The sequence below is a fragment of the Corynebacterium auriscanis genome, assembly GCF_030408435.1.
GTDB classification, from domain to species: domain Bacteria; phylum Actinomycetota; class Actinomycetes; order Mycobacteriales; family Mycobacteriaceae; genus Corynebacterium; species Corynebacterium auriscanis.
The window spans coordinates 1,754,753-1,774,509 of record NZ_CP047046.1 but is presented as its reverse complement, the minus strand read 5'-3'; the positions used below and the strand labels follow the sequence as shown (position 1 = coordinate 1,774,509).

18 protein-coding genes are annotated in these 19,757 nt (G+C 58.3%); 8 read left to right on the top strand and 10 right to left on the bottom strand.

Translation table 11 applies throughout. The features are described from left to right. Positions 1 to 481: 481 nt before the first annotated feature. The gene (gene glpX / locus CAURIC_RS07435; protein WP_035116202.1) at positions 482 to 1,516 is read right to left on the bottom strand and encodes a class II fructose-bisphosphatase; all 1,035 of its coding nucleotides are present in this window, start codon (positions 1,514 to 1,516) and stop codon (positions 482 to 484) included. A 122-nt stretch (positions 1,517 to 1,638) separates the two neighbouring features. Between glpX and CAURIC_RS07430 the strand changes: the two genes are divergently transcribed. Beyond that, positions 1,639 to 2,208: a DUF4245 domain-containing protein gene (locus CAURIC_RS07430; RefSeq protein ID WP_035116205.1), complete on the top strand. Its 570-nt coding sequence runs from the start codon at positions 1,639 to 1,641 to the stop codon at positions 2,206 to 2,208. Positions 2,209 to 3,490: 1,282 nt separating this feature from the next. Here the strand turns inward: CAURIC_RS07430 and CAURIC_RS07425 are convergent. Together CAURIC_RS07425 and xseA are read right to left on the bottom strand one after the other, a co-directional pair. Beyond that, on the bottom strand, positions 3,491 to 3,772 hold the full coding sequence (locus tag CAURIC_RS07425) for an exodeoxyribonuclease VII small subunit (RefSeq protein ID WP_035116255.1): 282 nt from the start codon (positions 3,770 to 3,772) through the stop codon (positions 3,491 to 3,493). Positions 3,773 to 3,787: 15 nt separating this feature from the next. Then, positions 3,788 to 5,071, bottom strand: coding sequence for an exodeoxyribonuclease VII large subunit (gene xseA / locus CAURIC_RS07420; RefSeq protein WP_290182323.1), 1,284 nt, complete (start codon positions 5,069 to 5,071; stop codon positions 3,788 to 3,790). 272 nt (positions 5,072 to 5,343) lie between these two features. Between xseA and CAURIC_RS07415 the strand changes: the two genes are divergently transcribed. After that, complete coding sequence (locus CAURIC_RS07415; protein ID WP_035116252.1) at positions 5,344 to 6,354, top strand: 4-hydroxy-3-methylbut-2-enyl diphosphate reductase; 1,011 nt, start codon at positions 5,344 to 5,346, stop codon at positions 6,352 to 6,354. 336 nt (positions 6,355 to 6,690) lie between these two features. On the opposite strand, the gene CAURIC_RS07410 is transcribed toward CAURIC_RS07415, so the two are convergent. The 4 genes from CAURIC_RS07410 to CAURIC_RS07395 form a co-directional block, all read right to left on the bottom strand. Next, positions 6,691 to 7,443: a DUF6542 domain-containing protein gene (locus tag CAURIC_RS07410; protein ID WP_290182320.1), complete on the bottom strand. Its 753-nt coding sequence runs from the start codon at positions 7,441 to 7,443 to the stop codon at positions 6,691 to 6,693. A gap of 34 nt (positions 7,444 to 7,477) precedes the next feature. Further along, on the bottom strand, positions 7,478 to 9,178 hold the full coding sequence (locus CAURIC_RS07405) for an AI-2E family transporter (protein ID WP_290182318.1): 1,701 nt from the start codon (positions 9,176 to 9,178) through the stop codon (positions 7,478 to 7,480). 177 nt (positions 9,179 to 9,355) lie between these two features. Next, a complete protein-coding gene (gene metS, locus CAURIC_RS07400; protein WP_035116249.1) occupies positions 9,356 to 9,529 on the bottom strand; it encodes a methionine/alanine import NSS transporter subunit MetS in 174 nt (57 codons plus the stop codon). A gap of 312 nt (positions 9,530 to 9,841) precedes the next feature. Then, on the bottom strand, positions 9,842 to 11,548 hold the full coding sequence (locus CAURIC_RS07395; protein WP_084588212.1) for a sodium-dependent transporter: 1,707 nt from the start codon (positions 11,546 to 11,548) through the stop codon (positions 9,842 to 9,844). 261 nt (positions 11,549 to 11,809) lie between these two features. On the opposite strand from CAURIC_RS07395, the gene ychF reads away from it, so the two are divergent. The 3 genes from ychF to CAURIC_RS07380 all read left to right on the top strand — a co-directional run bounded on the left by ychF (position 11,810) and on the right by CAURIC_RS07380 (position 14,847). After that, positions 11,810 to 12,895 (top strand): redox-regulated ATPase YchF, encoded by a 1,086-nt coding sequence (gene ychF / locus CAURIC_RS07390; RefSeq protein ID WP_035115158.1) that lies wholly within the window; start codon positions 11,810 to 11,812, stop codon positions 12,893 to 12,895. 175 nt (positions 12,896 to 13,070) lie between these two features. Continuing rightward, positions 13,071 to 14,045, top strand: a complete 975-nt coding sequence (locus tag CAURIC_RS07385; RefSeq protein WP_328286731.1) for an Abi family protein — start codon at positions 13,071 to 13,073, stop codon at positions 14,043 to 14,045. A gap of 430 nt (positions 14,046 to 14,475) precedes the next feature. Next, complete coding sequence (locus CAURIC_RS07380; RefSeq protein WP_035115136.1) at positions 14,476 to 14,847, top strand: zinc ribbon domain-containing protein YjdM; 372 nt, start codon at positions 14,476 to 14,478, stop codon at positions 14,845 to 14,847. Between the two features lie 57 nt (positions 14,848 to 14,904). Here the strand turns inward: CAURIC_RS07380 and CAURIC_RS07375 are convergent, their stop codons facing one another. Beyond that, entirely contained in the window at positions 14,905 to 15,675 is a 771-nt protein-coding gene (locus CAURIC_RS07375; RefSeq protein WP_035115133.1) for a hypothetical protein, read from the bottom strand. A 332-nt stretch (positions 15,676 to 16,007) separates the two neighbouring features. Here CAURIC_RS07375 and CAURIC_RS07370 point away from each other — a divergent pair, with 332 nt between their 5' ends. Next, positions 16,008 to 16,457, top strand: a complete 450-nt coding sequence (locus CAURIC_RS07370) for a 2'-5' RNA ligase family protein (protein WP_353959098.1) — start codon at positions 16,008 to 16,010, stop codon at positions 16,455 to 16,457. A gap of 223 nt (positions 16,458 to 16,680) precedes the next feature. On the opposite strand, the gene CAURIC_RS07365 is transcribed toward CAURIC_RS07370, so the two are convergent. Continuing rightward, positions 16,681 to 17,571 (bottom strand): ZIP family metal transporter, encoded by an 891-nt coding sequence (locus tag CAURIC_RS07365; protein WP_052095105.1) that lies wholly within the window; start codon positions 17,569 to 17,571, stop codon positions 16,681 to 16,683. A gap of 56 nt (positions 17,572 to 17,627) precedes the next feature. Between CAURIC_RS07365 and CAURIC_RS07360 the strand changes: the two genes are divergently transcribed. Then, positions 17,628 to 18,287: a hypothetical protein gene (locus tag CAURIC_RS07360; RefSeq protein WP_156963504.1), complete on the top strand. Its 660-nt coding sequence runs from the start codon at positions 17,628 to 17,630 to the stop codon at positions 18,285 to 18,287. A gap of 238 nt (positions 18,288 to 18,525) precedes the next feature. Beyond that, positions 18,526 to 18,855 (top strand): hypothetical protein, encoded by a 330-nt coding sequence (locus tag CAURIC_RS07355; RefSeq protein ID WP_035115125.1) that lies wholly within the window; start codon positions 18,526 to 18,528, stop codon positions 18,853 to 18,855. A gap of 107 nt (positions 18,856 to 18,962) precedes the next feature. Here CAURIC_RS07355 and hemQ read toward each other — a convergent pair whose 3' ends face one another. Then, positions 18,963 to 19,667: a hydrogen peroxide-dependent heme synthase gene (gene hemQ, locus CAURIC_RS07350; protein ID WP_035115123.1), complete on the bottom strand. Its 705-nt coding sequence runs from the start codon at positions 19,665 to 19,667 to the stop codon at positions 18,963 to 18,965. Positions 19,668 to 19,757: the final 90 nt, after the last annotated feature.

Below are 19,757 nucleotides of genomic sequence, written 5' to 3'. Positions count from 1 at the left end.
GACGCCCCTCGCCACATTCGGCATCGAGGCGTACCTAGAACCCAGCTTAGCCATGAACGTGGGCCCATGGCCGAGAATGGTTGGGGCCGAAACTAGCGGGGTTTGTCGGACCGGAAACGAACTGCGACGGCGGGGCCTGGCAACAGGGCGCGGACCGGAAACGAACTGCGGCGGCGGGGCCTGGCAACAGGGCGCGTTCCGGAAACGAACTGCGGCGGCGGGGCCTGGCAACAGGGCGTGGACCGGAAGCGAGCTGCGGCGGCGGGGCCTGGCAACAGGGCGTGGACCGGAAGCGAGCTGCAGCGGCGGGGCCTGGCAACAGGGCGCGGACCGGAAACGAACTGCGGCGGCGGGATCTGGCAACAGGGCGCGGACCGGAAACGAACTGCGGCGGCGGGATCTGGCAACAGGGCGCGGGCCGGAAACGAACTGCGGCGGCGGGATCTGGCAACAGGGAGCGTTCAGTTTTTTTGGGGGGGGGTTAGCTGCCGGGGGTGTAATCCAGAACGGAGTATTCCTGCAGCTTGGCCAACTGGTGAACCGACTCGATGTGGCGGACGGTGCCAGACTTGGAGCGCATGACCAAGGAGCGGGTGGTTGCTGAGTTCTTGTGGTAAGACACACCACGAACCATGTCACCGTTGGTCACGCCGGTTGCGACAAAGTAGCAGTGGTCGGAGTTGACCAGATCGTCGGTGGTGAGAACGCGGTTGAGGTCGTGGCCGGCATCCAGAGCGCGCTGGCGCTCGGCGTCGTCCTTTGGCCAGAGCTTGCCCTGGATTTCACCGCCCATGCACTTCATAGCTGCGGCTGCGATCACACCTTCTGGGGTGCCACCGATGCCCATCATGATGTCCACGGAGTTGACCCCGTTGTCCTGGGCTGCTGCCACGGCTCCTGCCACATCTCCATCTCCAATGAGGCGAACCTTGGCACCTGCTTCACGAATCTCGCGAATTAGATCAGCATGGCGAGGGCGGTCTAGAACCACGCAAGTGATGTCTCCCGGAACCGTGCCTTTCGCCTTGGCGACCTGATCGATGTTGTGCTTGACGGGTGCTTCAATGTCGATGAGCCCGGCAGCTTCAGGACCCACGGCGATTTTCTCCATGTAGAAGACGGCGGATGGGTCGTACATGCTGCCCCGTTCAGCGGCGGCGATCACTGCGATCGCGTTCGGGCGCCCCTCTGCCATGAGGGTGGTGCCGTCGACAGGGTCCACGGCGATGTCGACAGCTGAGCCACGACCGGTTCCCACCTTTTCGCCGTTGTAGAGCATGGGGGCTTCGTCCTTTTCGCCCTCACCGATGACAACCACGCCGTCCATTTCGACGGAGTTGATCATCATGCGCATGGCATCCACGGCAGCACCGTCGCCAGACTCCTTCTGACCCCGGCCAACCCACTTTCCGGATGCCAGCGCCGCAGCTTCCGTCACGCGCACCAGTTCCATCGCAAGATTTCGATCTGGCGCGTCGGGGTTAGGCGAGACTGCTGGGTCGACCTCGGGGATCATATTGATCAACTCTTTTCCTGTTGAAAGTGGGTTGTTTAGTTCATTCTCATTGTTCCATCTGACGGGTCTGAGGTGTGGAAGGCGCTACCTAAAATTGGGGGCAGGGCGGTGACGGTGCGATAATGGGCGCCGTGCAGATTCAAAAGCCCCGCGTTTTCCAATCCACCAAGGACATGATCTTGTCGCTTGGGGTGCTTCTTTTGGCCACGTTCTTGACCGTGGGTTTTACAGGACTGTGTTCATACAACCCGGGCGGTCCGGATAAATCCGGTCCAGTGCAAGAAATCGATGCAAAAACCGCGCTGACCATGGATGCCCGTAGTTTGAGTGTTCCCATTCGCTACCCAGAGATGCCCGATAACTGGGTACCGAATTCCGCGCGACGCACCTCTGTCGGTCAGGAGCCATCCAGCCTGGTCGGGTGGGTCATTGACGGGGAGAAATACATCTCGCTTACCCAGACCAAAGCTGATATGAAAGCGGCAATGAAGCCGAAGGATGACCCCCGCGAGGAAACCGAGAAGAAGCAGATCAGCGGGGTGGAGTGGACTGTGTTGCGCGGAGAGCATGCACGGCCATTGTGGGTGGCAGATCGTGGCGATGTTCGCTGGATGATTGAGTACATGGGGCAGGACGCTGACGCGCAGCAGCTCGCGGAGCAGTTGGTGAAGACGGACCCGATCAAGAAGTAGGAACCCTCCCACTACCGCGCCGATACCGCTCTGGCGAAGAAGGAGAAAGCCCCGCCGATACCGCTCCAGCCGAGAAAGAAAAAAATCGCGCCGATACCGCGCCCGAAAAGAAGTAGAAAACCGCGCCGATACCGCTCTGGCCTAGAAGTAGGAAACCCCGCTGATACCGCTCTGGCCTAGAAGTAGGAAACCCCGCCAATTAAGAAACGGAACACGACGCCGGTGTTTTCGCGTTGAGGGACAAATGTGCAGCAGAAGTCCGACAAAAACGCGTTCTTTTGTGAGAGTTCTGCTGCACATTGTGTGGGTTAGTGCGTGGCCGGCGGGAGTTGCGCCGGGATATGGCCGGTGGGTGTTGCGCTGGGATGCAGGCGGCGCTGGCGGGGGTTGCGCCGGGATATGGCCGGCGGGGGTTGCGCTGGGATGCGGGCGGCGGCTGGTGGGGGTTGCGCCGGGATGCGGGCGGCGGCTGGTGGGTGTTGCGCCGGGAAATGGTCGGTGGGTGGTGGGAGTCGCACCGAAATGTGGGCGGTGGGCTCTTCGGAGCTCATGGTGCCGGTGTTTTCGCGTTGAGGAACAAATGTGCAGCAGAAGTCCGACAAAAACGCGCTTTTTTGTGAGAGTTCTGCTGCACATTGTGTGGGTTAGTGCGTGGCCGGCGGGAGTTGCGCTGGGATGCGGGCGGCGGCTGGCGGGAGTTGCGCTGGGATGCGGGCGGCGGCTGGTGGGTGTTGCGCTGGGATGCGGGCGGCGGCTGGCGGGTGTTGCGCCGGGGAATGGCTGGTGGGCTCTTCGAAGTTCCGGGTGCCGGTGTTTTCGCGTTGAGGGACAAATGTGCAGCAGAAGTCCGACAAAAACGCGTTCTTTTGTGAGAGTTCTGCTGCACATTGTGTGGGTTAGTGCGTGGCCGGCGGGAGTTGCGCTGGGATGCGGGCGGCGGCTGGTGGGTGTTGCGCCGGGATATGGGCGGCGGCTGGTGGGTGTTGCGCTGGGATGCAGGCGGCGGCTGGTGGGTGTTGCGCTGGGATGCAGGCGGCGCTGGCGGGTGTTGCGCCGGGATGCGGGCGGCGGCTGGTGGGTGTTGCGCCGGGATGCGGGCGGCGGCTGGTGGGTGTTGCGCCGGGAAATGGGCGGTGGCCGGCGAGTACAGCGCCGAGATGTCGCCCGCGAGCACCTTCCGAGCACCCCGCCGAGATGTCGCCCGCGAGCACCCCGCCCAGAGTTGACCGACAGGCGATTCGGTCTGCGAATTCGACAAAAAGGGGAGCGGTGACAGGGCGCCTTATTCCGCACCGTTAGGGCGGTCTTGGCCCGCATCCTCAGCTTGAGCACGATTTCGCTTAGCCAGTGCGGTCTCGATACGGGTAGCCGCGCCATCGAGATAGTCCTCGCAATACGCGGCGAGCTCCTCGCCCCGCTCCCAGTAGTTCAGTGATTCATCCAGGCTCATCTGGCCCAGCTCGAGGATCTTCACGACCTCAATTAATTCATCGCGAGCTTCTTCATAGCTCATCTCCTCAAGCGAACGGAACTTCTGCTGCTCTTCGTTATTGTTCTGCGCCATTTCTCATTCTCCTTGTCAAAACTTTTTCGCTGGTCGTGGTTGCGGGGTCGCATCGCTGCCCGGCGCCGCCGAGACCCCCATGGTTGCCGCAGTGATGGACCCGTCGGGAACCCGCACACGCAACTGTGAACCCGGCGTGACGTCCTCAACGCTGGTTACCACTTGCGCACCCGAACCATCGCGCGGAATCACCTGCACGATCGAATAGCCACGCGCCAGGGTCTGCGATGGGCCCAGGGCATTCACTTGCGCCTTGTAACTGTGCACCTCCGATCGCAGGTGACGGATGATGTTGTGCAAAGCGCGGTCTTTGCGCTGCATAGCCTCTTCGATCAGATCCCGTTGCTTCGTCACCGGAAGCAGCGGGTTGTTCATGACCGGTCGAGAGCGCACACTGTCCAGGTGCCGTCGTTCTTGGCCCACCCAGCTACGAAGCGCGCTGGAAGCACGCGACCGCAGTTCCAGTACATACTGAAGCTCGGCGGCAACATCGGGAACCACTCGCTTGGCGGCGTCGGTTGGAGTGGCAGCACGTAGATCAGCCACGTGGTCCAAGACAGGATTGTCGGGTTCGTGGCCGATCGCTGAAACCACCGGGGTGCGCATGCGTGCGACTTGGCGGGCCAGCGCTTCCTCCGAAAACGGGAGCAAGTCCTCCACCGAGCCGCCGCCGCGGGCGACGATGATGACGTCGACATCCGGGTTGGCTTCCAATTTCTGCAGGGCCGCGATGACTTCAGGCACGGCATTGACACCTTGAACGGCGGTATTGATCACCTCGAACTGCACCGCCGGCCAGCGATCATGTGAGACCGCCAGCACATCACGCTCGGCGGCAGAACCGCGACCTGTGATCAGCCCAACTTTGTGGGGAAGAAAAGGCAAAGGGGTTTTTAACCGTGGATCGAACAGTCCTTCGGCTGCCAAGGCCCGCTTGAGTTGCTCGATACGCGCCAGCAGTTCACCAATACCCACGGGTTTTACTTGGGTGACCCAAAGCGAAAAGCTGCCTCGGCCAGCGTAGAAAGCGGGCTTTCCATACATAACAACGCGGTCGCCATTGCGTAGGGGAGTGGGCAGCTTTTGCAGCGTGGAGGTGTTCATCGTGACAGAGACGGACATTTCCTGTTCCACATCGCGCAGCGTGATGTAGGAGAACTTCCACGTGGGTTTCATATTGACCTGGGTGATCTGCCCTTCCACCCAGATATGGCCCAGGCGCTCAACCCACTGCTTGATTTGCAGGTTGAGCTGATGAACTGCCCACGGGGATTCCGCGGAGTTTGGCTGCTGAGACATGTGAACCATTGTAGGCAGAGCGCCAGACACTGCTGTGAGGTGGACGACCGTGGGGGCGGGTCCATGAGCGGCCACAAACCGCCCCAATGGGCTGCGGGTACACCGGCAAGGAAGAAAGGGCGACCAAAGAGTGGGCTCAAGGATAAACACCAAAGAGTGGGCTCAAGGATAAACACCAAAGAGTGGGCTCAAGGGTAAACACCAACGCCTTACGATCACCACCCACCCGGACTCAATAGGGCTTCGTTCTACGTTGGGCTAGCATGGTGGGCATGACTACTCCCAGCACCGTAAACGAAACGGCTAGCGCCGCGCCCGGTACAACTGAGGGCGGGGGCGAGAAGAGGGTTTTGCTCGCTGCACCCCGCGGCTATTGCGCCGGTGTGGATCGTGCCGTGGAGACTGTAGAAAAAGCTCTTGAAATGCACGGTTCCCCGCTCTACGTGCGCAAGGAAATTGTCCACAATAAACACGTTGTGAAGACGTTCGAAGAGCGCGGTGTGATTTTCGTCGATGAAACCACCGAGGTCCCCGAGGGATCCAACGTGGTCTTCTCCGCTCACGGTGTTTCCCCGCAGGTCCACGAGGAAGCCCGCCAGCTAAGCCTCAAGACTTTCGACGCCACTTGCCCATTGGTTACGAAGGTGCATCAGGAAGTGAAGCGCTTCGCGCGCCAGGGTTACCAAATCATCCTCATCGGCCACCATGGGCACGAGGAAGTGGAGGGCACCGCGGGAGAAGCTCCCGATGTGGTGCACCTAGTCGACGGCCAGGAGGACGTGGATGCGCTGGACTTTCCAGAGGACAGCAAGCTGATTTGGCTGTCTCAAACCACGCTCTCTGTCGATGAGACGATGCATACCGTAAAGCTGCTGCGTGAAAAGTTCCCGCACATCCAGGACCCGCCAAGCGATGACATTTGCTACGCTACCCAAAACCGCCAGGTCGCTGTGAAGGCGATAGCGCCGAAGGTGGAGCTGATGATTGTGGTGGGTTCGCAAAACTCTTCCAATTCCCGCCGTCTAGTTGAGGTTGCGCTGCAGCACGGGACCAAGGAAGCCTACCTGGTGGATTACGCCAACCAAGTAGATCTGCAGTGGCTGCAAGGTGTGAGCAGCGTAGGCGTGACATCCGGGGCCTCTGTTCCTGAGATCCTCGTCCGGGGTGTCTTGGAACTCCTCGCTGAACACGGTTTCACCAATGTCGAGGAAGTAACGACGGCAACGGAGGAGCTGATCTTCTCCCTGCCTCGCGAGCTGCGCCCCGCCCGCACGAACCGCTAGCCCAGCAACACAGCTCGAGCACCGCTAGCTCGCGGAGTAGGCGGCTCGCTGAATCGGCAGCCTCGGTCGCATCGGTTCATATCACCCTCAACGCAAAAACGCGCCAGTGGCAGCCGCCTTGGCGCGTTTTTGCCTGTTGTTCAGTGGCAACAGCCTTGGCGCGTTTTTACCTGTTGTTCAGTGGCAACAGCCTCGGCGCGTTTTCGCGTGTTGTTGCAAATCCCGTCCCGTCGCGCCCCCGCAACTCCCGTCGCGCCCCCGCAACTCCCGTCCCGCCCCCGCAACTCAATTTCTCACCGGGGGCGCGTGCGTTCGTGCCTAGCTACTTCTCTCCCGCTACAAACGGGGAAGGTTGTGCCGCTCTACCTTGCTTGCCGGTGAGGCATTGCCTGTCGCTTGGCCGTCGTTCCATGGGTGTTGACCCTCTTTATCCGACGCCAACTTCCCCCGATCACGCTCCCCATAACGGGCAAGGGAAGAATCCCTACGCGATTCCACGCTCTCAACGCTATCCTCGTTCCAGTCTGAATCGTGGGCGTGGGCGGGATTGCGGCGGCGGCGCTCGCTAGCCTCACGCAATTCCTCGATGGAGCGGGTGCGGGCACGCGTGTAGGACTCGCGGTTGGTGCGCTCGCTGGCAACGCGGCGTCGACGAGCGAAAGCTTCCCGAGCGGCACGGCGAGCTAGTTCCTCCCGGTAGAACCACCAACGGAACATGGCGATGGCCAAGGCGACAAGGAAGGAGAGCAACAACCACAAGAAGTGTTCCACGGTGGGATAGGCGGCGGTAAGGATCCGGGCCTTCCGACCCGGAGCGGCCCCTGACCCGGAGGTGGCGAACCAGCCGACAACGAACGTGCCCACTACGTAGTACACCGGGATCGCGGCCACAGTAAGGAAGAGACCTCGTGGGTCCACGAAGAACGCACATGCGATTGTTGCTACAGCGAATAGCACGAAATAGCTGGTGGGGATTGCGTGGGAACTCAACGCGAGAACCAACCCCGTGAGAATCACGGCAGCCATCACAAGCGGTGGCGCCCACACGGGGAATCGCGAAGTTTGGTTAGGCGAAGACTTCTGGAACACGGGGTGTAATGCTACTTGCTCAGTGGGTAATTTGTTACTTTGATCCACGCCGGAATCGGTTGAACATCTGGCTTAGTTGCTGAACTGCCGAGGAAGACTCGGCCTTGTCGGCCATGCCTTCGGATTCAACAGCAACTGTATCGTCCTCCGGGGCGTTGTCTTCAGCCTTGGGAGAGCCACCCATGCGCAACTTGGGGCGGCGCAGTTCGCGCCAGCGGGTGGCAGCTTCTTCCGATTGGCGCCCGGTGAGGGAACCAGCCGTGGTGACGAACTTGATTTCCTGCGCGGTCTTTTCTCCCGTCGCCAAGTCCGTCAGATCACCCATGTATCGCAAGATCACTGCAAGCACCGCTGCAACCGGCACGGCCAGGAAGGCACCAATGATGCCGAACAGCGTGCCACCCAAGGTTACGGACAGCAGAACGATCACTGGGTGAATATCCATCGCGCGGGACTGCAACAGGGGCTGCAGGATATTGCCCTCCAGCTGCTGCACCGCCACGACAATAGCCAAAACGATCAGTGCCGTTTGAATATTGATAGCAACAGCTGCGATCAACACGGAGAGCGCACCGGCAACGAAGGCGCCGATCATCGGGATGAAGCCACCGAAGAACGTCAAGATCGCCAGGGCGCCTGCCAGAGGAACGTTGAGGATGACAAGGCCCAGGCCGATGAAGAACGCGTCAATGAAGGAGACGATAGCCTGGGTGCGGATAAAACCGCCCAAGGTGTTCCAGCAGCGGGTAAGTACTTCCGTGAGGTGCCAACCTACGCGCCGCCCAGTGACACGACGAATCATGGGCAGGAACTTCTCGCCGTCCTTCAGGAAGAAGAAGGTCAGCACCAGCATGATGAACAGGGTGACGACTGCCGAGAGGGTAGCGGATGCACCCGCAGCTGCCTGGGAGGCGATGTCACCGGATTTCTGCTGTAGCCACTCCGTGCCCTGGTTAACGGCATCGTTGAATTGGCTTTCCTGAAGGTTTACCGGTGGGCCTTGCAACCATTCCTGCAACCGGCCGATCCCGTCATTGGCCTGAGTCGCCAACTTGCGGCTTTGATCTACCGCACTAGGTGCGATCGCAGCGAAGATTCCGCCGATGACAGCAAAAAACCCAAGAATTGTGAGGGCTACTGCCAAAGCATTGGGGATCTTGAACTTACGCAGAGTGCGCACTACTGGCCACAAAACCGTACAGACGATCAGCGACAACAAAATCGGCAGAATGCCCGACCACAGCTTGGCGAAAACAACGGAGGCAACGTATGCCGCTACGCCCATAATGATGAAGCGCAGGCACCAACCCGCGAACCAGCGTACCGACGTGCCGATGACTTCTGCGCGGTCGCGCAGTTCGGGGCGAAGGCCTTCGTCAAACGTCTTGTCTTCTTGCGCGTCGGCGGCCTGCTTTTCGGCGGCGGACAGCGAGTGAGCAGAACCGCTTTCGCGGGGCTGGGCACTCTCCGTTGCCGAGGAATCCACCTCGGTCATCAGCTCGTCAGAACGGGAGCTGGGCTTGTCGGCATCCTTTTGTCCTGCCACTGGCAAGCCGGGGGTGAGGTCTTCGAGTTCTTCCCGGGCTGAAATGCGGGTGTTGCTGTTCGCTTTGTTGTCATCGGGTAGGGGAAGGTTCGTTTCGGTGTCCATACGCGAGGATCCGGCGAGGAAGTCAGCGAAGTCGCGTCCGCTGGATTCACTTTTGGGATCACGGTGATTAGGGCCTTGATTCATTCTTAGTATTCTGCCTGATTTCAGTTCGAATTAATAGGCGAACAAACCTTTATCGGTATTTTTCCTGCTGAGTAGGGGTAGCGGGCAAATAAAGGCGGGGTTGTACTGGTCGTACAACCCCGGTAATTCTTTGGTCCTAAGGAAGCCTTTTTACGGTTTCTTAGTTCGTGAATGGCTTTAGGTGGCGTAGGTGTTATCGCGCATCAGGGAATCATCGTCGGTTCCAGGAGCGGTTCCCAGTTCGCCGGTGGTCTCATCACGGGTGTTATTGAGAAGCAGTACCGAGGAAACCAGTCCGCCCCAAATCACGAGGATAAACAGGACCATGAGGATAAGCGCGGGAGCGGTCATGGTGAGAGCACTTCCTTTCTTGAAGTTTTAGGGCCTGGGGGAGGGCCAGGGGTATCGGGCCAGGGGTATAGGGCTAGAGGTATAGGGCCAGGGGGGGAGGGGGCTAGAGGTATAGGGCTAGGGGGATAGGGCTAGAGGTATAGGGCCAGGGGGGAGGGGGGCTGCGTAGTTAGTGAACTGAAGTATGAGTGCCAACCCGGGAGGGCCGGGGATTCAGAAAGATTGAGGCGCTGGCGGGCTGAAGAGTTATAGAACTGAAGTTTTCCTAGCCCTACGGGTTGGCGTGGTCGTTGGCCAGCGCGGGGCGTCGGATTAAGAAGAGCTTGGAGAAGTGTCGACCTTGGCATCACTGCCGGACTGTTTGAGGTCCGTGCCGTCTGCCATTGTGTTGACCGCGCCGTTCTTACGGCCCTTGATTGGCACGCCGTAATCGGAGGTCTCCAAGCCGTCGAGGATCTGATTACCTCGGAAAGGTAGGAAGCTCCACACGATGGCGGCAGCGGCGATGATGATGAGAACCAACCAGCCATAGGAGAAGATCGCCTGGCTGGAGTAACCCTCGTAGGGTTCGGCGAGGAGGGTCTTGATTTCGCTGAACAGGAAGTACAACAGGACCGCTGGGGTGATGATAAACACGCAGGCTTGCCACACGCCACCGACGCGTACCGAAGAAACGGCGTTAAGGTGCTGCTGGACTTCGTTTCGACGCCCCGTAATCCACGCCGTGGTGATAACCGCTGCAGTCGCACAGATGACGATGCCGAGGTTATTGGTCCACTTGTCCATGATGTCCAGCGTGATGAGGCCTGAGGTGGTGGAGAATAGCAAGGTGGATGCAACGGCCATGACTAGGCCAACTGACACGCTGGCGACTGGACGACTGAGGTTCAGCTTGTCCTTCACGGCGGAGATCACAACCTCCATGATGGAGATCAGCGAGGTGATCCCGGCCAGGAACAGCGAACCGAAGAACAGTACGCCAAAGATTTCACCGAACGGCATTTGGTTGATGATGGTGGGGAATGCGATGAAGGCAAGGCCGATGCCGGACGCCGCGGCCTCGCTGACCTCGGTACCGCTTTGTGCAGCCATGAAGCCCAGCACGGCGAACACACCGATGCCCGCCAAGACCTCGAAGGAGGAGTTCGCGAAAGCGGTGACCATGCCCGTGCCGGTTAGGTTCGTACGAGGTTTGAGGTAGGAAGCGTACGTCACCATGATGCCGAATCCGATGGACAGGGAGAAGAAAATTTGGCCGTATGCGGCAATCCACACGCTTGGGTTCTTCAACGCAGCCCAGTCTGGGGTGAAGAACGCGTTCAGACCTTCCAGGGAGCCTTCGAGGAAGAGTGCACGAACGACCATGATGATGAAGAGGACAACAAGGACGGGGACGAAGATGGTCGTGATGCGACCGATGCCCGAGTTGATGTCAAAGGCTAGCGTGAGGATGCAGATAACCCAGACCACAATCATTGTGATGAGGATTGGCATGACGAATTCGCCGGACCAAGACTGGGCGGCGTCGACCTTCAACAGATCCTTCATGAAGTAATCTTCCGGGCTATCGCCCCAAGCTTTGGTGATGGAATCCCAGGTGTAGATTGCTGCCCACGCGATGATGGCGGCGTAGTAGATGGAAATGAAGAAGTTCACGCCCACCTTTAGCCAGCCGATGGGTTCGGCGAATTTGCCGATGCGCCGGAATGTCAATGGTGTGGACCCGCGGAAGCGGTGACCAATCGCGAGATCGAACCACAGCAAGGGGATACCCGCGGTTAGGAGCGCCACCAAGTAGGGGATAAGGAACGCGCCACCGCCGTTGTCGAACGCAACGTAGGGGAAACGCCAAATATTGCCCAAACCGACGGCAGAACCGATGGCGGCCATGAGGAAGACGAGGCGAGAGTTAAAGGTCTCGCGACCTTCGGGTGCATTCGTATCCGCGGCCGCCGAATCAGATGCGACTTTAGTGGGCCGTGCCGAATGTGCCGACGACGGAGGATTTGAGGATGCCAAGAGGGTGCCCTCTCTTTCTTCATTTCTCCCCAGTGCACCGACGGCAGTGACGGGTTTGGGGAGGAAAACGTTCAAGGTGTTCTCACTATAAGCTCATGTGAAGCCACCGAGTGGCAAATTGCCATAAACTGTCTGAAAAATATTGCTCAAATATTGCGCCAAGGTCTCAAATTATTGTTCTAAATTCTTGTGTATTGCGTAACAAGGTGGCTAGGGAACCAGCGTTCGGTCCTTTGCAGTTGACTCGATACAATGGTGAGCGTGACTTTGACTCTAGGAATCGTCGGCCTGCCCAACGTTGGCAAGTCCACGCTGTTTAATGCCCTGACCCGTAACGATGTGCTGGCGGCTAACTACCCCTTCGCAACGATCGAGCCGAACGTGGGACTTGTCGAGTTGCCAGATCCTCGGCTCGGGCGTCTGGCCGAGATCTTCGGTTCCGAGAGGATCCTTCCCGCGACCGTTTCCTTCGTGGATATTGCAGGCATTGTGAAAGGGGCGTCGGACGGTGAAGGTATGGGTAATGCTTTCCTGGCTAACATTCGTGAAGCAGACGCAATTTGCCAGGTAGTTCGTGCTTTTTCCGACGATAATGTGATTCACGTTGACGGCCGGGTGGATCCACAGGCTGATATTTCCGTGATCGAGACCGAGCTGATCCTGGCTGACTTGCAGACGGTGGAAAAGGCCCTGCCGCGCTTGGAGAAGGAAGCTCGCAAGAATAAGGAACTAGCGGAGCAGGTAGAGGGCGCGAAGAAGGCGCAGGAAATCCTCGAGGACGGCCGTACGCTGTCTTCGGCGGCGGCCAAGGGGGAGCTGGACCTAGCCACGGTCCGTGACCTGCACTTCCTGACCGCGAAGCCTTTCCTATACGTGTTCAACTCTGACGAAGCCGTCCTCACCGATGAGGCTAAGAAGCAGGAGCTTCGCGACCTCGTGGCGCCCGCAGATTGCGTGTTCTTGGATGCTGCCACCGAAGCTGAGTTGCTGGAGCTCGATGACGAGGAGGCGGCTGAACTGCTGGCTTCAGTCGGTCAGGATGAGCCAGGTCTGCAGACGCTGGCCAAGGCCGGTTTCGCTACGTTAGGCTTGCAGACGTATCTGACCGCGGGCCCGAAGGAGTCGCGCGCGTGGACTATTCGCCAGGGCTCCACGGCTCCTCAGGCCGCCGGTGTGATCCACTCCGACTTCGAACGCGGCTTTATCAAGGCGGAAATCGTTGCTTTTAATGATCTCGACGCCTTGGGCTCCATGGCTGAAGCGCGTGCTGCGGGCAAGGTGCGCCAGGAGGGTAAGGATTACGTGATGGTCGATGGCGACGTGGTGGAATTTAAGTTCAACGTTTAGCTGGGTGCTGTCGCTCGACCCAGATGCGATGCCCAGGAACTAGCCGCTCAACTGCCTAAGGATTGACTACTCGCTGAGTACTCAGTAGATTGGTGCAGCACTCGGGGGGGGGGCAGTCGTTGCTGAAAGACAGGCCTGAACTCTTCGAACAAATCCCGTCGCAGGAAGCCGTCGATTGTTGGGTGCAATTACACAGAGGACACCACATCCGCGCATCGTACCGACCACCGCTTATTGTAAATGGCTCGAAGAGCACGACCGTCACGAGAGGCGCGCGAGAGGAGACTTCGTCCTTCACTTTCGGGAGCATTACGGTCCTCACTTACCGATTTGGGTGGTGACGGAGGTGATGTCCTTCGGCCTGCTAAGCAACCTCTACAAATTAATGCGACAGAACGACCAGGAGATTCTCGCAGCACGTTTCCAAGTTCACTCCGCCGATGGCCGTGGAGACCGCGGCGCACCGGCCAACTGGCTCAATTGCCTAAGAAATGTGCGGAACATTTGCGCACACTATGGCCGTGTGTGGAATCGCGGTTTCGACGTCCTTATTGACGCGCCATGGCAGACGCGCAGAAGAAAAGAGGATCTTCTTGCTCCGCTCGTTGATAACGGGGTGAACAACAGGCTCTACGGTGTGCTTCTCGTCATGCGATACCTCATTTTGAGCATTGATCCTGACAACGGCAATGGCGTGGACATAGCCAGCTATATCGATGAGCGGTCCCGCCACCTTGGTTTCCGCATGGGGCAATTGGGATTCCCGGAAGGTTGGAGGAAGAACCCTCTTTGGGATCGAGGCTTTGAAATCAATCGTGAACCTATGGTTGCAGCTAGTTTGCTCGACCGCGTCGAAACCCTCACTGCACCTCAAACTCGTGAATCTCTTATTTCTGCAGAGCCGAGGCCCACGGCTGAGCCTCGCACACCTGACCAGTGGGCAGCAGCCAAACGTGCGGCTCAGAAGGACCTTCTGCGAGCATACGGCGAACACGAAGCGGTGATTGAGGTTGAGTTAGGAGGTTTGAGGTATTATCCGTCCTTTCAGTTCCGCGACGGAAAGACCTCAACGCTCTTGCTGAGATCAACAAAGAGTTCCTCTCTTCGTGCACACACTCGAATAGAACCGACAAAGCTAGGGCGCTGCTGAACTGGTGGCAGACTCCACACCCAAACCTGACCAAGGATGCGAGCAGGTGTGTCCAGTCGCCACTCCACCTGTTGGACCAAGTCCCGGAATCACAATTCGAGGCGATCGTCGAAGCGTCGGGCGCACTAAAGGCATTTGATCCGCCAGCGTAGGCGTGGCCGTCTTTATCGAGCAACTGATGGCCCAGTAATTAATGTAGGAATAGTCACCGAGATGCTCGCAAGTCGTATGACGAATTCCTGATCAGCTCAATTTGATCGAGCCACACTAGGTGGCGACAGATGAACGTTGCACACGTTACATTCCGACGAGATTCGATGGAATTTAAATTAGCGTTTAGCGTTTCGGCCTGTTCTCGAGAGAATTCGCACCGAAGACTGGCAGAATCCTAAGAAACAGTTCTTTTTACTTAACCCTCCGGAGAATCCCTATGTCAGGCCTTGAAAACGTCGAGATCCCACCATGCCCAGAGTGTGCCAGCGAGTACACGTACGAATCCGGCGCTTCGGTCGTCTGCCCAATGTGCAGCTATGAGTGGGTGCCAGGTGAGGCAGAAGAAGCTGCTGAAACCGAGGCTGCGGGATCTGTCATTAAGGATGCTGTGGGCAAGGTACTGTCCGATGGCGATAGCGTTTCCATCATCAAGAGCCTGAAAGTCAAGGGTGGCAGCGACATCAAGATCGGCACCAAGGTCACGGGAATTCGGCTGCTGTCGGAACCTGTAAATGGCCACGATATTGAGGCCAAGGTTCCGGGAGCCGGACAGATGTACCTGAAATCAAGCGTGGTGAAAAAGGCGTAATTCCATCGCGTAAATTGGCTACAGAATCACCTGACAAGAGGAAAACGTTCGATCCAACTAACTAGGCAACTCAATCCTGCCGGGGCCAATGATGCCTCGAGCACGGCCGTTGATCTTAAGTTGAATGGCTTCACCACCTGCCTCCTCCACCAAAGTGAGCGGAGTACCACCACTATTCGGGGGTGAGATCGTCACCCCCTTTGAATCGCCGGGCGTGGTAGGCACTACCTTCGCCATTTGTGATCCTTGAGTGGTGCAATCCAGCGTGGTATTGCGACCGTTAAAAACGATGATTGGGCTTTGCGAAGCGGATGGAACACAGTCCGGTAAGTAGGAGAGCTGCGGGGCATCTTTCGTCATGCACCGCGCGTGGACTTCCCCCTGCCCTGTAGTGCTGTTTTTGTACCGTGTGACATCACACTTTACCGAAGATTTGCTGGACACGACCGTCTGAGTATCCACAAGCTCCAGCTGGCTGCCATTTGCCGGTTGTTTACTAGCACCAGTGGTGCGAGCCGATGTTTGATGATCCGATTCGTCCTGCCTGTTGCCGAGCGTGGTTTGAGTATCCTTTGAATCGGATTGATTAGATGTCGGATCCGGCCTCTCCGCGGAATCGGTCTTCTCGCCGGACCAGTGGCTGTCCTGCGCCGAGGTAGGGGCCTTGGTGGGGGCCGACGAGGCGTCGGACATAGAAGATCCCTCGGTTTGGGGTGAGCTGGCAGTTTGCGTGGTTGTGTTCTCCGCCCCACACGCAGTCAGTGCTGCGGAAGTCAGGACAGCGCAGCCGAAGGCTGCGATCGTGTGAGTGAAATGTGGTCGGTGCATGATAGTGATCCTCCAGCATTGAAAGATTCGGAACAAAAGGCGGGTCTTTCGCTTTGGGAAAGTGCCTTACTTAAATGAACGTTTGGAGTGGGGAAGTATTAACACCCGGCTTGCAGTGTTATCGGATTGTTGTAGCGGGTTAACCCAAGCTTTACGGAGAGGAAGGAATTTTTCTCCCGTGGATGTGGCTTAGAATTGCAATCTCAACTGCGATAATAAAGCTGGAGTTAGCGATTCGAGCCCTTATAGGGTGGGAGAGGAAGCACTAGTAATTGTCGGTCAGATCACCTGAAAATATCCTTTTGTACCTTCCACCGGAGCAAGAAGCGCAGGTGCGGGCGGTATTCGCCGATCTTGCGAAATTGGGATTGCCGCAGCAATTTCAACGGCCGCATATCACTATCACATTTGCGCAGTCTATGAGCACCGAGGCAGTCCAGGTGGCTGCGCAATTGTTGCCCGAAGTAATTCCGGCCGAATTCACACGGGCTGGAACGGTCATCTTTGGAACCCGTAGCAAGCAGACGGTCACGTGGTTGTTGGAAACATCGGATGAAATGCATCACGTGGCGCGCGAGATTTCAGCGGCCAATCCTGACGGCCGGGGGAAACAATGGATTCCCCACTTAACCGTGGGATTGCGTATCCCACGCGCCCAGGTTCCGGAGTATGTGGCTGGTCTGGAAAAAGTAACGCCAACGCGTTTCAAGCAACTCACTGCGGCACGAGCCGGGTGGTGGCGACCCAGTGTGCAGGAATACACGGCGTTGGCGGAAAGTTAAGCAAGCAGCGAGGGCGATCCCGCTGCGATGGCACACCGGCTGGGTGCGCCGAGGTGGAGGAAGGGCGGAAAGTTAAGCAAGCAGCGAGGGCGATCCCGCTGCGATGGCACACCGGCTGGGTGCGCCGAGGTGGAGGAAAGGCGGAAGACTAAGCAAGCAGCCAAGTTGGCCCCGCTGCAATGGCACACCGGCTGGGGCGCCGAGGTGGAGGGAGGGCGGAAGACTAAGCAAGCAGCGACAAACCCGCCGCCACAGCGAAGCCCATGACGGTAACCAGTCCGGCTGTGTTCCCGGCCTTTTCGCGGGCTTCAGGGATCAGCGAATCCACGAGCATCACCAGGAGGGCGCCCGCCGCGAATCCATCGATCGCGCTGCGCATACCGCCTCCTACTGAATCGGCGAGCATGAATCCGCCAAAGGTGGCCAAGGTACATACCGCGGCCACACCGATCCACAGCCAGAAGATTGAGCTGCGCTTTACGCCGGCCTCGTGCATATCGTTCGAAGAGCCGATTGCCTCGGGCAGGTTCGAGATGAAGATTGCCACCAACAGTGCTGCGCTGATGCCCGAGCCACTTGCTAGACCCAAGCCCAATACGGCTTGTTCTGGAATCCCATCGAGGAATGCGCCAACGGCGAGTGACGTTCCGCCTCCGCGCTTCTGGCGACCGTGTGGCGGCGCAACGGGCCCTGTGGGATCACTTACCGTCGAACTCTCAGATTGTGCACCGTGTGCGCTGTCAGTACCGTGCGAACCGTCCGCGCCCATCGCGCCCATCGCATCGAGTGTATCGACTGCACCGATTGCATTATGCGAACCAGCCCGACCATGTCTCCGCGATGTGCCGGAGTTAGAGGACGAACCCATCTGGGACACCAACCGGTCAGCCGTGAAGTACGTCAGTGCACCGACGGCCAACCCGATACCGACCGGCGCGGGCCCGCCGATATCGATTCCCTCTTCGGCGAGCTCGAAGGAGATACTCGCGACCAAAGCACCGCCACCTAGGGCAAGGACGGAGCCAATAAGTTTGTTCGGCCATTTACGCGCAAAGCCGAGGAGCGCACCGATGATCAGGGACGAAGCCGCAACAAAGCCCCAAATAATTGCCATAAGCATAAAACCTAGTGTGGCAGAAAATGGTGGAGATACTAGGTAACGTGAAGTGTATGAGCATTCGAGCACAGAAGTCCCATGACAACCGCGCTCGTAGGGCACGGCGGGACGTGGAAAAAACAATGATGAGCGTCGCCTTGAGTGGGGCTGTGGTGGCCGGGTTAGTGGCGTGTGCGCCTCAAAATGGGGAAGGGCAGCCAAGTCCTTCGGCGGCGGGGAACGAGGCCGATATTTCCCGTGCTGCACGCGCCAGCAACCAAATCGCGGGGGACAGTGGCCTTCCCACAGTGGATGTCAATGACTACGTGGTGAAGGATTCCTCGCTGAAGGAGGGTCGCACGGCCACGCGGTTTGCCAGCCCCGATCGAAAGATCAATTGTGAATTCCAGATTGATCGTTTCGCGTGCATCACCAAGCCCCATGGCCAGTGGCCTGCCGAGGCGCGGAAGAAGGGTTTCGAACCTCACCAACCGCAGACGGTGGGTTGGTGGCCGGGCAAACTCGACGGGAAGGTGGAAACTTGGGTCACTCAAGGCGCTTGGCCCCGTGTAACCCCTGAAACTAAGGTACTGCCGAACGGGCAGTCAATTGCGATGCAGGCGCCAGGCGACAAGGGCACACGAATCACCTGTTCAAACCGCGATAACACTATGACCTGCTCCAATGGCGTGGCCGGGTTTACGGTGGGGGATAAGGGGCTGGAGCTACGTTAGACCGCCCAGCCACGGTAATTCAGGGCCTTCCAGAGGCCTTTTCTCTGTGCCTCCCCAAGGGCACTGACCCTCCTGGGGGCGATGGCTGGAAGTCATCGGCGCCGCACAATTGAAGAATCAAGGTATCGTTTTTAATCGCAGGGCATTCTCGCCACACCACAACGCTCGGGATGCTTTGCCCCAATGCCCAACTTGTAGGCTTTGCCCCAATGCCCAACTTGTAGAAAGAAGTCACCACATGAGCCCAGATCGCAACGATAACGGCCACCACACGAGCGACCGTGCCTCTGCCACAGAGGTTGAGTTCATTTTTGTAGATCCTTTCCAGCCGCCGTTGAAGCACCGTGTGGTGAAGGGGCCGGAGGGGAGTGCGTTTGCCGTCGTGCAGCGTTTTGGGCAGCCCTCGGATACTGATGATGCACCGGAAATCGTGGATTTTTTCACCGACTTGGGTGAGGCTCGCGACCTAGTGATGCAGCGCATCGTGGCGGAGGCCAACCGGCCGGATACCGGCAACGACCTGTACATCACCCACGTTAAGCTGCGCCCTGCTGTGGCAAGTCTGTAGGTTTCGGACAGCACGCGGTTTTTTTATACTCGACGCCAAAGGCAGCCCTCATTGAGAGGGCTGCCTTTCAAACGTTGTCAACGGCGGCGCGGTGGTCCGTCGTACAGTTATGGCAGGGACTGGATGTACTCGGGGAGTTGATCAGTGATCAACTGGCCGGAGTAGAACGGGGTTTCCTCCGCAACGTGGCGGCGCGCGTCGGTGTAACGCATCTTCCACATGAGATCGACGACATCCTCCATGGTGGGGGATTCGAAAGCCAACATCCACTCGTAGTCGCCCAAACCGAACGCGGGGATCGTGTTGGCGCGCACCATGTTGAATTGGCGGGCCTCCACACCGTGTTCCACCAGCATGCGACGACGTTCCTTTTCATCCATGAGGTACCACTCGGGGGTACGTACGAATGGGTAAAGGCAGATCCAACGCTTGGGTTCAGGGTTGATCAGGAAATCAGGGACGTGGGATTGGTTGAACTCTGCTGGGCGGTGAAGTGCAGCATTGGACCGAACTGGTTCCGCTACCTTGCCCAAGTCAGTTTCGCGACGGAAAGCGCGGTAGAAAGCCTGGAGCTCAGCCAGATCTTCACTGTGTGTCCAAAACATGATGTCAGCTTCGGGGCGCAGGCCCGATACGTCGTACACACCGCGGATGGTGACTTTCGAATCCTCGTAGGAATCGAGGAATTCTTGGAACTGTTCAGCAATTGCTTGACGATCGCCATCTAGCGTGCCCGCGGGGATGCGGAATGCAGACCACATGGCATAAACCAAAGTGCTGTTCAACTTGTCGTAGTCGATCTTCTTTGACATAAGACTAACTCTAGCCCTACTAGCGGGAATACGGCTAACAGTTTTGTGGCTGTGCCCGAGGGTTGCATTGTGGCTGTGCCTGAGGGTTGC

Bases quoted from the DNA above. Each gene is read 5' to 3' on its own strand.
- CAURIC_RS07380 (WP_035115136.1), top strand. From the start codon at position 14,476: ATGTCAGGCCTTGAAAACGTCGAGATCCCACCATGCCCAGAGTGTGCC.
- CAURIC_RS07375 (WP_035115133.1), bottom strand. From the start codon at position 15,675: ATGCACCGACCACATTTCACTCACACGATCGCAGCCTTCGGCTGCGCT.
- hemQ (WP_035115123.1), bottom strand. From the start codon at position 19,667: ATGTCAAAGAAGATCGACTACGACAAGTTGAACAGCACTTTGGTTTAT.
- CAURIC_RS07360 (WP_156963504.1), top strand. From the start codon at position 17,628: ATGAGCATTCGAGCACAGAAGTCCCATGACAACCGCGCTCGTAGGGCA.
- CAURIC_RS07365 (WP_052095105.1), bottom strand. From the start codon at position 17,571: ATGGCAATTATTTGGGGCTTTGTTGCGGCTTCGTCCCTGATCATCGGT.
- xseA (WP_290182323.1), bottom strand. From the start codon at position 5,071: ATGTCTCAGCAGCCAAACTCCGCGGAATCCCCGTGGGCAGTTCATCAG.
- glpX (WP_035116202.1), bottom strand. From the start codon at position 1,516: ATGATCCCCGAGGTCGACCCAGCAGTCTCGCCTAACCCCGACGCGCCA.
- metS (WP_035116249.1), bottom strand. From the start codon at position 9,529: ATGACCGCTCCCGCGCTTATCCTCATGGTCCTGTTTATCCTCGTGATT.
- CAURIC_RS07430 (WP_035116205.1), top strand. From the start codon at position 1,639: ATGGGCGCCGTGCAGATTCAAAAGCCCCGCGTTTTCCAATCCACCAAG.
- CAURIC_RS07355 (WP_035115125.1), top strand. From the start codon at position 18,526: ATGAGCCCAGATCGCAACGATAACGGCCACCACACGAGCGACCGTGCC.
- CAURIC_RS07425 (WP_035116255.1), bottom strand. From the start codon at position 3,772: ATGGCGCAGAACAATAACGAAGAGCAGCAGAAGTTCCGTTCGCTTGAG.
- CAURIC_RS07415 (WP_035116252.1), top strand. From the start codon at position 5,344: ATGACTACTCCCAGCACCGTAAACGAAACGGCTAGCGCCGCGCCCGGT.
- CAURIC_RS07405 (WP_290182318.1), bottom strand. From the start codon at position 9,178: ATGAATCAAGGCCCTAATCACCGTGATCCCAAAAGTGAATCCAGCGGA.